Source organism: Nosocomiicoccus massiliensis, assembly GCF_000438455.1.
Taxonomy (GTDB): Bacteria; Bacillota; Bacilli; order Staphylococcales; family Salinicoccaceae; genus Nosocomiicoccus; species Nosocomiicoccus massiliensis.
On the sequence record NZ_CAVG010000043.1, the window covers coordinates 1 to 15256 of the forward strand.

The 15256-nt window shown below is 35.5% G+C and carries 13 protein-coding genes; 5 read left to right on the top strand and 8 right to left on the bottom strand.

Annotation, left to right across the window (positions count from 1 at the left end):
- Positions 1-53: 53 nt before the first annotated feature.
- Both TJ68_RS02085 and TJ68_RS02090 read right to left on the bottom strand, forming a co-directional pair.
- The gene (locus TJ68_RS02085) at positions 54-341 is read right to left on the bottom strand and encodes a hypothetical protein (protein ID WP_040928476.1); all 288 of its coding nucleotides are present in this window, start codon (positions 339-341) and stop codon (positions 54-56) included.
- Between the two features lies 1 nt (position 342).
- Positions 343-1482 (bottom strand): MFS transporter, encoded by a 1140-nt coding sequence (locus TJ68_RS02090; RefSeq protein WP_040928477.1) that lies wholly within the window; start codon positions 1480-1482, stop codon positions 343-345.
- 167 nt (positions 1483-1649) lie between these two features.
- On the opposite strand from TJ68_RS02090, the gene TJ68_RS02095 reads away from it, so the two are divergent.
- Positions 1650-2990: a YjiH family protein gene (locus tag TJ68_RS02095; protein WP_040928478.1), complete on the top strand. Its 1341-nt coding sequence runs from the start codon at positions 1650-1652 to the stop codon at positions 2988-2990.
- Positions 2991-3007: 17 nt separating this feature from the next.
- Here the strand turns inward: TJ68_RS02095 and TJ68_RS02100 are convergent, their stop codons facing one another.
- Together TJ68_RS02100 and tyrS are read right to left on the bottom strand one after the other, a co-directional pair.
- On the bottom strand, positions 3008-4042 hold the full coding sequence (locus TJ68_RS02100; protein WP_040928479.1) for a cytochrome P450: 1035 nt from the start codon (positions 4040-4042) through the stop codon (positions 3008-3010).
- A gap of 1 nt (position 4043) precedes the next feature.
- Complete coding sequence (gene tyrS, locus TJ68_RS02105) at positions 4044-5312, bottom strand: tyrosine--tRNA ligase (protein WP_040928487.1); 1269 nt, start codon at positions 5310-5312, stop codon at positions 4044-4046.
- Between the two features lie 308 nt (positions 5313-5620).
- On the opposite strand from tyrS, the gene TJ68_RS02110 reads away from it, so the two are divergent.
- Entirely contained in the window at positions 5621-8188 is a 2568-nt protein-coding gene (locus tag TJ68_RS02110; RefSeq protein WP_052327253.1) for a transglycosylase domain-containing protein, read from the top strand.
- Positions 8189-8269: 81 nt separating this feature from the next.
- Here TJ68_RS02110 and TJ68_RS02115 read toward each other — a convergent pair whose 3' ends face one another.
- Together TJ68_RS02115 and acsA are read right to left on the bottom strand one after the other, a co-directional pair.
- Entirely contained in the window at positions 8270-9937 is a 1668-nt protein-coding gene (locus TJ68_RS02115) for a formate--tetrahydrofolate ligase (RefSeq protein WP_040928480.1), read from the bottom strand.
- 163 nt (positions 9938-10100) lie between these two features.
- The gene (gene acsA, locus TJ68_RS02120; RefSeq protein ID WP_040928481.1) at positions 10101-11816 is read right to left on the bottom strand and encodes an acetate--CoA ligase; all 1716 of its coding nucleotides are present in this window, start codon (positions 11814-11816) and stop codon (positions 10101-10103) included.
- Positions 11817-11997: 181 nt separating this feature from the next.
- Between acsA and TJ68_RS02125 the strand changes: the two genes are divergently transcribed.
- The 3 genes from TJ68_RS02125 to TJ68_RS02135 are packed head-to-tail and all read left to right on the top strand — an operon-like array spanning position 11998 to position 14421.
- Entirely contained in the window at positions 11998-12630 is a 633-nt protein-coding gene (locus TJ68_RS02125; protein WP_040928482.1) for a GNAT family N-acetyltransferase, read from the top strand.
- A gap of 11 nt (positions 12631-12641) precedes the next feature.
- On the top strand, positions 12642-13274 hold the full coding sequence (locus TJ68_RS02130; RefSeq protein WP_040928483.1) for a CBS and ACT domain-containing protein: 633 nt from the start codon (positions 12642-12644) through the stop codon (positions 13272-13274).
- 1 nt (position 13275) lies between these two features.
- Positions 13276-14421 (top strand): acetoin utilization protein AcuC, encoded by a 1146-nt coding sequence (locus tag TJ68_RS02135; RefSeq protein ID WP_040928484.1) that lies wholly within the window; start codon positions 13276-13278, stop codon positions 14419-14421.
- A 46-nt stretch (positions 14422-14467) separates the two neighbouring features.
- On the opposite strand, the gene TJ68_RS02140 is transcribed toward TJ68_RS02135, so the two are convergent.
- Positions 14468-14767: an AzlD domain-containing protein gene (locus TJ68_RS02140; RefSeq protein WP_040928485.1), complete on the bottom strand. Its 300-nt coding sequence runs from the start codon at positions 14765-14767 to the stop codon at positions 14468-14470.
- On the bottom strand, positions 14764-15201 hold the full coding sequence (locus TJ68_RS08245; protein WP_081643640.1) for an AzlC family ABC transporter permease: 438 nt from the start codon (positions 15199-15201) through the stop codon (positions 14764-14766). Before TJ68_RS08245 ends, TJ68_RS02140 begins: the two co-directional genes overlap by 4 nt.
- Between the last annotated feature and the right edge of the window lie 55 nt (positions 15202-15256).

Sequence of the window (15256 nt, forward strand, 5' to 3'; positions counted from 1 at the left end):
GACGTCATCGATATGATGCTGTTTTACTTTAACTATTTCCATATGATTCACCTTCAGTTCTTAAATAAATAGTTGTTTAAAAATTCGAGTGATTCGATTGGTTGACCTGTAATATATACGTAAATGTAATATAAAATGAATGCTCCGATGATCAATATAAAGAGCACTGCGAAGGTTTTTATAAATCTAAATATAATTTTATAGATGACCATTAGAATTACTAAAAATATAAATATATAAATGAGGTTTGTAATTGTAAATTCTATATTATATATGTCTGTCGCATTAAGTACGAATGTTAGTAACAGCGACAGTATAATGAGTACAAATATACGTTTCAAATTATTCACTTCTTTCAACTAATGTCAGCTGTGATGCAATGAATATGCCGACAACTAAAAATATTGCACTTATATATGGTAAATGTAACGGAGCGATTCGGTCAATAAATATCCCTCCAATAACCGCACCAAGTCCTATCCCTAAGTTTAAACTCGACATATTCCAGCTAAAGACTTTTGCTGCACTTCCTTTTACGCTACTCACTAGTCCGGATTGAATCATTGGAGATGTACTCCATTCAAACACGTTAAATAAGTAAAACACGATATAAAATAAAACAGGAATGCTAAATGTAAATGGAATCGCAACTGTCATCATTAAAAATAATACGATCATCGTCATCATCGCATATTTAATTGGAAATTTATCGACTAACATTCCTCCGAGATATGTCCCAGACATACCCCCTAACCCTGCTATAAATAAGGCCAGTGATACTTGATTCAGTGTGAATCCGTTACTCGTTAATAAGGGAGAAATATATCCAATAATAATAAAGTTCGCAGTGAGTATAAGTAGCGTAATTGTAATGTATAATACGACGTTCTTTTTATGCGTGATGATGTTTTTATCTTCTGTTGTAGTCGTATATGTTGTATTCGGTGTTTTCGTTAATACGAGAATTGCTGTAATAATCGTGAGTACAATGATGATGAAAAACACTTCTCGCCAACCAAATATATTACCAATTAAAGTACTTATTGGAATTCCAAATACGTTCGCTGCACTAAAACCCATATATACAAATGCGATCGTCTTTCCTCTTTTATGTGCTTCAGATAATAATGACGTTAAGTCTAAAATCTTAACGATTAAAACCGATGCCCCCATCGCCGTCACAACACGTCCGATTGCGAGCATCGTAAACGAATGACTGAGCATAAATATCACATTTCCGAATAGGAATATTAAAAATGCATAAAAAATCGTCTTCTTCTGACTGAACTTGTCTGTCAGTTGTATTAATACGGGTCCGAAAATCGCAAAAGATACAGCATACACTGTAATCAACTGTCCAGTTAAACCATAACTTATATGTAGTTCCGTGCTAATCATCTCAGTAAGCCCCGAAATAATGAGTTCCATTATTCCAAGTAAAAATATCGTAAACATAAATATAGCGATGAGTAATCTGTTCATTAAATCACCATTTCTAAAAATCTTATATCAATATAACACGAATTACTATTCTATATAAGCGAAGAATCGTATATAATAATGTAAGCGATTTAAAAATATAAATATATCATATACACTTTATCTTTAATTAATATTGTGTATAATTATGAGAGTAAAGAGGTGTTTATATGTATTCAGTTAAGAACAATTTAAAATTCATTCTCCCATCTTTAGTTGGTATTTTTATATTCATCTTTCCAATTAAAAATGAGGCTGGGGAAATTACCGTACCCGTTGCATATATTGCAAACAAAATTTTAGAATTCATCGGATTATTCGGTGAGAATGCGATCAGTTATATCGTCGCATCGATTATGGTAATATCCGCCCTCCTTTCTTTATTATTTACATACGTCGTTAAGTCTGACAATGCATTGTTAAATCAGTTGTTTAAGCAATCAATAGGATGGATTGTCGTCCGTGTATTAGGTGCCGTGTTTGGTTTATTCGTACTATTTAACATTGGACCGATTCAAATCACGTCTGAAGATACAGGCGGCACTGTGTTTTATGACTTATTACCGACATTATTTGCGGTATTTTTAATCGCTGGATTTTTACTACCGTTACTTTTAAACTACGGTTTACTTGAGTTTGTCGGAACATTATTTAGAAAGTTTATGCGCCCTGTATTCACTTTACCTGGACGCTCTACAGTCGATAACTTGGCATCTTGGGTTGGAGACGGTACAATCGGGGTTTTACTAACGAGTAAACAATATGAAGCAGGATTTTATACGAAACGTGAAGCAACAGTCATTGCGACAATGTTCTCTGTCGTATCGATTACGTTTACGATCGTTATATTAGATTATTTAAACATGCTGAACTATTTCGTTCCGTTTTATGCGACTGTAATATTCTCAGGAATCGTATGTGCGGTTGTATTACCACGTATCCCACCTCTATCTAAAATTGATGATACGTACTATGTAGAAAACAATGAGTATAGTGAACATATACCTGAAGGTGAAACGAGTTTTTCTTGGGGATATAAACAAGCATTAGAAAAAGCAGAAGGAGCAGATGGAGCATTAGGTGTCGTAAAAGATGGCTATAAAACAGTACTCGATATGTGGATTGCTGTATTACCTGTAGTGATGGCAGTCGGTACACTCGGTACAGTACTTGCGGAATTTACACCAATATTTAGTGTTATCGGTGCACCGTTCGTCCCGATTTTAGAAACGATTGGTATTCCAGATGCAAAAGCTGTATCTGAAACGCTATTTATCGGATTTACAGATATGTTTTTACCAACATTAGTAATCGGTAGCGAAGTTTCAGAAATGGCAAGATTTATTGTCGGAGCGTTAAGTATTACGCAGCTTCTATACTTATCAGAAGTTGGTGGAGTTATTTTAGGATCTAAAATTCCACTTGGCGTTGGAAAAATGTTCGTCATTTTCTTAATGCGTACAGCAATTTCACTTCCAATCATCATCGCAGTTGCATTAATTTTATTCTAAAAAATTAAGAGACTTCCTTAGTTTGGAAGTCTCTTTTCTATATCTAAAATCGTAAGTTCATTAAAACTAAACGTTCTCGACCATTTATATTCTTTAATTGTATAGTCCTTCAAAACGTCTAACTGTTTATACAGTCTTTCTAAACCGAGCGTCACAATTACTACACCAAGACAATAATGAATCCCGTGACCGAATGTCAGACCATAACGATTCATATCTCTATTCATGTTTTGAATCATCAGTAATACGTGTTGGTCTTCTTTTATCGTAACATCTTGATACTTCGTATTGTGTACACACACTCTACGAATATATGGAAACGGTGGATATTCTCTTAATACGTCTTTTACTTTAAATGTCATATCTTTATGATTTAACTTATGATATATAAGTGCATTTACACTACTTAGAAACGGTCGATGCCCGTCGATAATCATATTTAATAATATATCTATGACTTCCATTGTTTGTCCCGCTTCTGCAAGCAATTTCGATACAAAACCATTAGGATCGAGTTTCTTTTTATTTATAAGATCGATTAAATACTTACGCGTATTTTGAATCGATTTTACAATCTCGTCCGCGTCTTGATTGTCTAACATAATATAATCGATTAACAGTACTCCTAAATCGAGTAGCTTTTTATAATCTGATTTTGATATGCCGTAAAACCGTGGTAAATAACTATATAAAAATGGAACGGATATATCGTTAACTACGTTAATCTGTTCTTTTGTTAAAGATAAACGACTCGCTTCGACACTTGATTTTGATAGTCGAGCGATCGACTGATTTAACGCACGTTGTACCGAACGCTTCATATTTGTGTGATCGATACCTTCTTTTTGATACATCAGCCAGTGATTATAAAATTCTTTCATAACATCTTTATTATATTGTGATGTATGAATCGATTCTATTTGCTCACTTTTTCTAAACGCAGTAAATGACGGATTTTTTAAAATATCTTTGGCAATTACTGCATCGTTTATAATCCATGCGTTTAACTCATGATCAAAATATATGTCTTCTTTTCGATGATTATGTTTCATCTTACTCAAAGTATACGACTGTATACTTTTTCTTACCACGTCTAAATACGATTAAATCCCCTTCTAAAAAGTCTTTAGAAGTCACTGTGTAATCCACGTCTTGTTCACGCTCACCGTTAATATAAATTGCACCGTTTTTAATATCTTCACGTGCCTGGCGACGGCTCGGTGAAATTTCAGCGTCGACGAGTAAATTCACAAGTGGATGTTCCGTGTTTTCTAACGTCGCTTGCGGTGCGTTTTTCATCGCGTCTTTTAGTTCTTTACCAGATAACTCTTTAATGTTTCCACTAAATAACGCTGCCGTGATACGTAACGCTTCTTCTAGTGCTGCTTCATCGTGAATAATTTTAATCATCTCTTCAGCGAGTGCACGCTGTGCTTTACGTAAATGAGGTTCTGTTTTAACACTCTCTTCAAGAGCTTCAATTTCTTCTTTTGACAAGAATGTAAATACTTTTAAGAAATGAATGACGTCTTCATCGTTTTGGTTAAACCAGAACTGATAAAATTCATATGGTGACGTTTTTTCAGCATCTAGCCAAATGTTTCCACCTTCAGATTTACCGAACTTAGAGCCGTCAGATTTTGTCACTAACGGAATCGTTAAACCTTCAGCATCCGTAATGCCTTCAATACGACGCATTAAGTCAATACCTGAAACGATATTCCCCCACTGGTCAGATCCACCGACTTGGATTTTAACGTTATACGTTTGTCTTAAATGTAAAAAGTCGATCGCTTGAATAATATTGTACGTAAACTCTGTAAAAGAAATTCCCGTTTCTAAACGTGACTGAATCGCATCTTTAGCGAGTAAGTAGTTGACACCTACGTGTTTCCCGTAATCTCTTAAGAAAGAAATTAAACTAATATCCTTTAACCAGTCGTAGTTATTTACTAAAATTGCATCTGTTTCTTTACCACTGTCAAAATTAAAAATACGACGCAGTTGCGCTTCAATACCTGCGATGTTTTTGTTTAAATCCTCTTCTGAAATTAAATCACGTTCTGATGCTTTAAAAGACGGGTCTCCAACGCGACCTGTTCCTCCACCGACGAGTACGACTGGGCGATGTCCATATTGCTGAAATCTTTTTAATACTAAGAATGGTACTAAATGCCCAATGTGTAAACTATCTGCTGTTGGATCCGTTCCACAGTATAATGAAACTGTCTCGTTTTCTACTAACTTTTCAATGTTTTCTTCATTTGTTACTTGGTATAGTAACCCACGCCATTTTAAATCTTGAATTAATTCACTCATTATTTTCTCTCCTTTGTATATAAAAAACACCCATACATCACTGTATGGGTGCTGAACACGGTACCACCATAAATTTTACTCTAATCGATTAAGCTCGCGCTTTGAAATATTTACGTAAGTGTATTCGTTTTAAGTCACTGATGTGTTCTCACCACCCACACATTCTCTGAACAGCACTCTTAAAATTACTTCTCTTACATTTCAATATATTAAGTTTTGTTACTAAATATTATAATATCAATGATTAAATAATACAATCCTTGTTAAGTATATGTCAAATTATGATATAATTCTGTCAACAGGAGGTCGTAATGAAAAAGAATAATTTTGTTAATCGCTTTAAACAATTATTTACACGTCAAGATAAAACACACAATAAAATACAAGGTGATTCATTTAAATCACGTATTAAAAATATATCACGTCGCTTTAAAGAAACTAAACATCCGCTTAGTTTCTTGTTTAATACGACATACGATACAGTGTGGAATGTTTTACTATTTACGATACTCTCATTATCACTACTTGGAATCTTGTTATTTAGTGTAGGGCTTGGATATTTTGCAGCTCTTGTAAATAATGGTGATGATTATACGAACGAAGAAATCGAAGTTAAACTAAAAGACGTTACTGAAAGTACAAATGTATCATTTGCATCTGGTGAAAACCTCGGTACGTTAAAATCCGATTTAATTAGAGAGTCGATTAAATTTGAAGACATTCCTGAAAATGTCATCGATGCGTTAATCGTAACAGAAGACGAGAACTTCTATGAGCATAACGGGGTCGTACCGAAAGCCTTCATTCGTGCTTCTTTACAAGAAGTTATTTCGAGTGGTGAAGGTACAGGTGGTAGTACACTCACTCAGCAGCTCGTTAAAAACCAATTACTGACTAATGATCCGACGTTTAAACGTAAAGCATCTGAGTTACTGCTCGCATTTAAAGTTGAAGATTTACTCACAAAAGATGAGATCTTAACTTCATATTTAAATGCCGTTTCATTTGGCCGTAACGCAAATGGTCAAAACATCGCTGGTTTAAAAAGTGCAGCCGAAGGGATTTTTGGTAAACATCCTGAAGATTTAAACTTAGCTGAAGCTGCTTTTATTGCTGGTTTACCACAAAACCCTTATGCATATACACCGTTTAATGTGGACGGTTCGTTAAAACCAGAAGATGAACGTGAGCTTGGCAAAAACCGTCAAGAGCATGTTTTAAATCGTATGTTTACTGAAGGAAAAATAACTGAAGAAGAATATAACGAAGCAATTGAATATGACTTATATGAAAATATGACAAGTTCAGTTGAAATTCCAAACCAAAAATATCCATTCTTAACTGAAGAGATTGAGCGCCGTGCAGTCGGTGTATTAAAATACATCCTAGCAGAAGCGGATGGTATTTCAAAAGAAGACTTAAATATCACACCACTCTTAAATCAAGAGTATACAGAAAAAGCAAACGATGCGTTAAGAAATAACGGATATCACATCGAAACGACAATCGACAAAAAAATATACGACACGATGCAAGATGTTAAAAACAATCAATTCTACTACTACGGTGACCGTAGTTCGTTAGATGCTATCGATATTAGTAACAACGATAAAGAAAAGATGTTAAAACACGAAGTCGGTGCGATGCTTAAAAATAATAAAACCGGTGCAATTTTAGGTTTTATCGGTGGACGTGATTTTAAATCATCTGAAAACAACCACGCGACACAAACATCACGCATGTCCGGGTCTACGATGAAACCACTCGCGGTTTACGGTCCAGGTGTCGATAAAGGACTTATCGCACCAGACACGGTTATTCTTGATAAATCGTTCTCGAATTATAATCCTGAAGCAGGCACAAGTTATTCACCACAAAACTATGACCAAAAAGACTTTGGTTTACTATCAGTGAAAAATGCACTTGCGAACTCGTACAACTTATCAACATTACGTCTATGGGCGGAAGTTCGTAAATATAACCCGAGAGAATATCTTGAAAACATGGGATTAAATATGCCAGACTCACTATTTGATTACAATAACATCGGTATCCCTTCACTACCTCTTGGAGTGAACAACATGACTGTAGAAGATGGAGTAAATGCATTTTCTAGTTTTGGTAATAACGGAGTGATGACGGATAGTTATATGATTGAAAAAATTACAGATCCAACTGGAAAAGTGATTTACGAACACGAAACAGTCAGTCACGACGTATGGAAAGAATCTACTGCGTATTTAGTCACAGACATGTTAAAAGAAGTATTTAAAACAGGTTCTGCATATCATATTAGTAGTTATTATAATCAGATTTCTTCGACATACGATTGGGCAGCAAAAACAGGAACATCTGAACAATTTATCGATACGTGGATGATTGCTTACAATCCAGAAGTTACACTCGGAATATGGATGGGTTACGACAGTAATATCCCACAAGTTTACAGTACAGCAGATGATGGACACCTACCAGTTTATAATTGGCAAATGTTATCAAGTGCTCTACAAAATGTAGACAGTGAAAAGATGGGTGCTGGTAAAAAATTCAGTCGCCCAAGCTCTGTATATGAAGATACATTCTGTGGAATGCTCATGCAAAAAGGAAACTGCGGTGAGGACAAACAAGTCACTGGTCTCGTTGCTGATCATACACAGTTTAGTACAAAAACTGGCTTAAACGATCAAAGTGTTTTAAACCGTAACGGTGCAGACTTTGACTATCAATTATCAGCGAGTGATTTACGTGGTGTAGTTCGAGGAACAAATGACAATTATTATCGTATCGGATCCGCGCCTAAAAGAATTAAAGAGGCACTAAAAAAAGGAAAAGACGATAAAGAAGACGACGAAGATGATGACAACGATGATGACGAATAAATAACTTATCCTCCAAGAATACTCTTGGAGGATTTTTTTATTCAAAAAAAAGACGTGTACATATGTACACGTCTTATATTATTAGAATAATCCTGTTGAGTTACCTTCTGCATCAACATCCATATGGTTTGCTGATGGTACTTTTGGTAATCCAGGCATCGTCATGACGTTACCTGTTAACGCAACGACAAATCCTGCACCTGTTTTAGCAATTAACTCACGTACTGTAATTGTAAATCCTGTTGGACGACCGAGTTTTTTCTCATCGTCTGATAATGAGTACTGAGTTTTCGCCATACATACTGGGAAGTTACCCCAACCATTTTCTTCGATTTCTTTGATTTGACGTTTTGCTTTATCTGTAAAGTTAACGCCGTCTCCACCGTATACTTCTGTAACGATTTTTTCAATCTTTTCAGGGATTGAAAGTTCAAGATCATATAGGTAGTCAAAGTTGTTTGGTGTTTCGAGTGCTTCTTTTACTTGTTTCGCTAACTCGATACCACCTTCTCCACCTTTTTCCCAAACTTGTGTAAGTGCAACTTTAACGTCACGATCTTTACACCAGTTAAGTACGAATTCACGTTCAGCATCTGTATCTGTAACGAAGTCGTTTAATGCAACGATTGGTTCAACACCGAATTTACGTGCGTTTTCAATGTGTTTCTCTAAGTTTACGATACCTGATTTTAATGCATCAAGATTTTCTGCACCTAAATCAGTTTTCGCAACGCCACCGTTCATCTTAAGTGCACGAATTGTTGCAACTAAAACAATCGCATCTGGTTTAAAGTTACCAAAGCGTGCTTTAATATCCATAAACTTCTCAGCACCTAAGTCAGAACCGAATCCTGCTTCTGTTACTACGATATCAGATAGTTTTCTTGCAGTGTTTGTAGCGATTAATGAGTTACAACCGTGTGCAATGTTCGCAAATGGACCACCGTGAATTAACGCAGGTGTACCTTCCATCGTTTGAACAAGGTTTGGTTTAATTGCTTCTTTAAGTAGTAGTGTTAATGCACCCTCTACTTTTAAGTCTTTAACTGTAACTGGTTTTTTATCTTTCGTATAACCAAATACGATACGGCCAAGTCTTTCTTTAAGATCCATTAAATCTGTCGCTAAGCAAAGCACTGCCATAATTTCACTTGCTACAGTAATATCAAATCCATCTTCACGTGGAACTCCTGAAGTCGGTCCACCTAAACCGATGACGACGTTACGAAGTTCACGGTCGTTAATGTCTACGACACGCTTCCACGTAATTCTTCTTTGGTCGATATTTAACTCGTTACCTTGGTGAATGTGGTTGTCGATTAAAGCTGAAAGCGTATTGTTTGCTGACGTAATCGCATGTAAGTCACCGTTAAAGTGAAGGTTGATTTCTTCCATCGGTAACACTTGAGCGTGTCCACCACCAGTTGCTCCACCTTTAATACCCATTACTGGTCCAAGTGATGGTTCACGTAATGCAACCATAACTTTTTCACCTAGTTTATTGAATGCATCTGCTAGTCCAACAGTAACAGTTGATTTACCTTCACCAGCAGGTGTAGGGTTCATAGCTGTTACGAGTACTAGTTTTGAATCCTCTTCATTTCCAACGAGATTTTTGATGTCTACTTTAGCTTTATACTTACCATGAAGCTCTAATGCATCTTCAGGAATACCTGCTTTTTGAGCAATTTCTTCAATTGGTTGTAATGTTGCTTTAGCAGCAATCTCTTGGTCTGTTAAATGTGCCATTCTTTTTACATCTCCCAACAAGAATATTTTTTAAGATTTAACTCAATCTTTCTAATGATTATTATTACATAAAATTCACTTATGTGCCATCACTAACATTTCTCAACAAATTACGGGTGGAATATCCATAACAAAAGCAGCAGAATATTCTGCTGCTTTAATATTAATCATCATCCATGCTTGATAAGTCTCCAGCGTCTAAGTTTAACTCCCACGCTTTTAATACACGTCTCATAATTTTACCACTACGTGTTTTTGGTAATTTATCTTTAAATTCAATTTCACGAGGTGCTGCATGTGCTGCGAGCCCAAGTTTTACGAAGTTACGAATTTCTTCTTTTAACTCATCCGTTGGTTCATAACCTTCACGTAATGCGATAAATGCTTTAACGATTTCACCACGTACTGGATCTGGTTTACCGATAACTCCAGCCTCTTCTACCGCTTCATGTTCAACGAGTTTAGATTCGATTTCAAACGGTCCAACTCTTTCCCCAGCTGTCATAATGACGTCGTCTACACGTCCTTGGAAGAAGAAGTACCCGTCTTCATCCATAAATGCTGAGTCACCTGAAACATACCAATCTCCAATAAAGTACGATTTATACTTCTCGTGGTTATTCCAGATATCACGCATCATCGATGGCCAAGGAGCTTTCATCGCTAAGTTACCCATACGGTTTGGCGGTAAGACTTCACCGTTGTCGTCAATGATTGCAGCTTCTACACCTGGTAATGGTTTACCCATAGATCCAGCTTTTATATCCATTGACGGGAAGTTAACGATCATATGTGCTCCTGTTTCAGTCATCCACCACGTATCGTGAATTCTTAAGTTGAATACTTTATCCCCCCATTTAATGACTTCTGGATTCAGCGGTTCACCAACAGATAGTAAATGTCTTAAATGACTAAGATCATAATTTTTTATAACTTCGTCTCCAGCTCCCATTAACATACGGAATGCTGTCGGTGCTGAATACCAAATTGTCACTTTTAACTCTTCAAGTGCTGAATACCATGCATCTGGTGAGAAACGTCCTCCGACGATAACGTTTGTCGCGCGGTTTAACCACGGTCCAAAAATACCATAACTCGTTCCAGTTACCCATCCTGGGTCAGCTGTACACCAGTACACATCGTCTTCTTTAATGTCCGTCACATATTTCGCTGAAATATATTGCTGAATCATCACATTATGAACGTGGTAAACACCTTTTGGTGAACCAGTTGAACCACTCGTATAGTGTAAGATCAGTCCGTCTTCTAAATCTACCCATTCGATGTCACATTCATCTGATGCTTCGTCAAATAACTGTTTAAAATCTACAAGTTTTTCATCTTCACTAACGTCTTCTCCGACGACAAATACGTGTTTTAACGTATCGATATCTTTATAAGGTACTCTCTCTAATAAATCAGAAGTCGTAATTAAATAATTCGCTTCTGAGTCTTCTAATCGGTCAACGACTGCTTTTTCCATAAATGCTTCAAATAATGGTCCGACAATCGCACCAAGTTTCACTGCACCGAGTAATACAAAATATAGCTCAGGCGTTCTCGGCATAAAGATAAACACTCGGTCTCCTTTTTTAACTCCTTTATCTTTTAACATATTAGCTGCTTTATTGGATTTTTCTTTCATCTCTTTAAATGTAAATGATGAAACTCCAGAATCGTCTTTATAGTGTAATGCTACTTTGTCACCATATCCTTCGTTAACGTGACGATCAATCGCTTCATATGCAATGTTTACTTTGTTAGTTTCATACCATGTAAAATGTTTTTTTACTTCTTCCCAAGAAAAGTTTTTAACTGTTTCTTCGTAAGGTCCCATATTCGGATTTTTATCTACAGATTTATAGATTTCGTAATTCATTACATTCACTCCTAAAATTTAAGTAAAACGCTTTCTTTTGTCGTTACTTATAATCTTATCTGTTATTTTTAGGAATTTCAACGGTTTCGTTCGAATTTTCAATCACATTTATCAATAAATATAAAAATGATTCATGTATAATATAAATAACTAGACATATATTGTGATTTGAGGTGATATGTTGGAGCATATAAAAAATTATTTTAAAATGGAATACGAAAAAAATGACAAAACGATTATAATCGAAGGCCCTGTAAGTGAAGAAACACTAAACACGTACACTTTTGACGAACACTTAAATGCATTTAGAAGACCTAATGATCAGTTTGAAGCTTTAAAAGAAATCGCAAGTTTAGAAGAAGGTCGTATCATCGTTGCGCGTGTAGATAATAATATTATCGGTTACGTTACGTTTCATAGACCTGATGAGTTTGAAAGATGGAGTGAAGGTAACCACCCTTTTATATTAGAGCTCGGTGCAGTTGAAGTGTCTGATTCATACCGAAATTTAAGAATCGGCCAAAATATGCTGAAATTGTCGATGAAGGATGAGTATATGGAAAATTATATCGTTTTAACGACGGAATATTATTGGCACTGGGATTTAAAAGGAACCGGATTAGATGTATACGACTATAAACAATTAATGATTAACTTAATGGATGCCGCAGGATTTGAAGTATATATGACAAACGACCCTGAAATTACAAGTCATCCTGCGAATACTTTAATGGCAAGAGTTGGAAAACATATTACGACTGAGCAACAACTTATATTCGATGAGATACGATTTAAACACCGATACTTTTTTTAAGGAGGATATGTATGTTAGTTAGCCGAATTATGACGAAAGATGTGAAAACGCTCTCTCCGAAAGATACAATCAACGATGCTTTAAACCTAATAAACGAACACCACATTCGACATATTCCAATCGTTGAAGATGAAGAAGTCGTCGGATTAGTGACGGATAAAGATATCAATCTCGCACTACCTTCGATTTTAAATACGCACAGTGAAACAACAATACACCATCCGTTAGAGGATATTATGAAAACACGTGTCATGTTTACGAGTCCAAGAGATTTCGTAGAAGAACTCGCAGTTGACTTTTTAGAATTTGACGTCGGTGCGATTTGTGTGATCCAATCAAAAAAACTCGTCGGAATTATAACACAAACAGATATTATGGAAGCATTTATCGAGATCACAGGTATGAAAATACCTGGCTCAATTATCGAAATTGATGTACTCGACCGTCCAGGCATCGTCTATGATATCGGTAAAATATTATATGATTTAAATATTGTTGCTGTCTCCATCACAATATTTGATAATACTGAAAAAGAAGGTCATAAATTTGTCGTCATAAAAATAAATGCTATGAATCCGATGTTTGTTATAAACAAACTTGAAGAAATGGGATATGACGTCGTCGACCCATTAAATAGAGGCTAAAATGATGCGTGCACTTTATGTGTATGATGATGAGTTACTTAAATATCGCTTTAATGATACACACCCATTTAATCAGATGCGCTTAAAGATGACGACAGATTTATTAAAAGCGGCTCACTTTTTAAGCGATGAAGAAATTGTAACTCCGCGCGTCGCTACTGAAGAAGAAATTTTACTCGTTCACACAAAAGACTATGTCGACGCTGTTAAACGTGCAGGCCATAATAACATTACAAAAAAAGAACTTGCAAACTATGGTTTAAATACAGAAGACACCCCTCAATTTGAAAATATGCATGAGAAATGTAGCATGCTCGTCGGTGCAAGTTTGACTGGTGCAGATTTGATTATGCAAGGTAAAGCGGATAAAGTTGCTTCTCTCGGAGGAGGACTTCACCACGGATTTACTGGTAAAGCGAGTGGATTTTGTGTCTATAATGATGCAGCGATTGTATGCCAATATTTAAAAGAAAAATATAATGAGCGTGTCCTTTATATAGATACCGATGCGCATCATGGAGACGGTGTACAGTTCACGTTTTATGATTCAAATGAGATTATGACATACTCTATTCATGAAACGGGACGTTATTTATTCCCTGGTACTGGTTTAGTAACTGAACGTGGTACAGGACAAGGCTTCGGGTTTAGTGTGAATTTACCTGTTGATGCCTTTACCGAAGACGATTCATTTTTAGACGTTTTTAAACAGAGTATCGAAATTGCCGCTAGATCATTTAAACCGACGATTATCGTACATGTGAACGGTGTAGATGCGCATTATCGAGATCCGATGACACATTTATGTTTAACATCAAAAGCTTACGAAGAGATTCCTAAAATCGTTAATGATATTGCTGATAAATATGCAAGTGGTAAGCTACTCGCTCTAGGAGGCGGTGGTTATAACATCTGGCAAGTCGTCCCTAGAATGTGGGCGTATGTTTGGCTTGGAATAAAAGGGATTGAACCTCCAACTGGCACATTACCCGAATCATTTATAAACGAGTACAAACCATTATCACAACTCCCATTCCCTACAGAGTGGCAAGATAACTTAGACGATTATACCAATATACCTAGACGATCTGAAATTACCGAAAGAAATCAAATGGTTCTTGATAGAATTAAATTGTACTTAGAATAACAAAAGTGCCTCGCTATATTAAATAATATAACGAGGCACTTTTTAATTACATAATAAACTTTAATAAATATATAAAGAAAACTGAAAGCACAACTACAAAAAATAACGGTACACGAAAGATACCTAATATAGCGGCAAAAATTCCTCCAAGTATTCCTTCGATCGGACTCTCTACTGCGTATAGTATTCCTGGAAAAATTAAAACACCTAAAGCAGCGATTGGAATATAATTTAAAAATGTAATAAATATATCAGGTAATACAAACTTTCCTATAAAAAATACGGGTAATATTCTTGGCAATATATTTACAGCTGTTAATATTAAAACTAAACTTAAAATACTCATGTGACTGTTCCTTTATTTTTATCTTTTACTTCTAAAATTAAACCAATTAACGCAGCACCAACCATCGCAAGAACGATAGAAACACCCGCTGCTACACCAATTTCTTTTAATATAAAATGCATACCCATTCCCATAAATGCAACTACAAAGTTTTTAAAATCTCTAACTGCGGGCATTAGAAGTGCAATAAAAAGCGCATAGAGTGCTATACCACTTGATATAACAAGTTTTTCACTCATAATTTCTCCAGTTAAATAACCGACAACAGTAAATACCACCCAAAATAAGTAAGATACAAACAGCGTTATAAAATAATCAGTAAAAGTTTTTCTCTCTTCAGGATATCTACTCGTCACGGCAAAAGTTTCGTCTGTTACAAAAATAGAGATCAACAATCTTTTAATAAAATTTAATTGCTTTAAATCATAATTTATTTTTGAAACTTATTATAAACATTCGTGAATTTAATATAAATATAGCAATAATAAT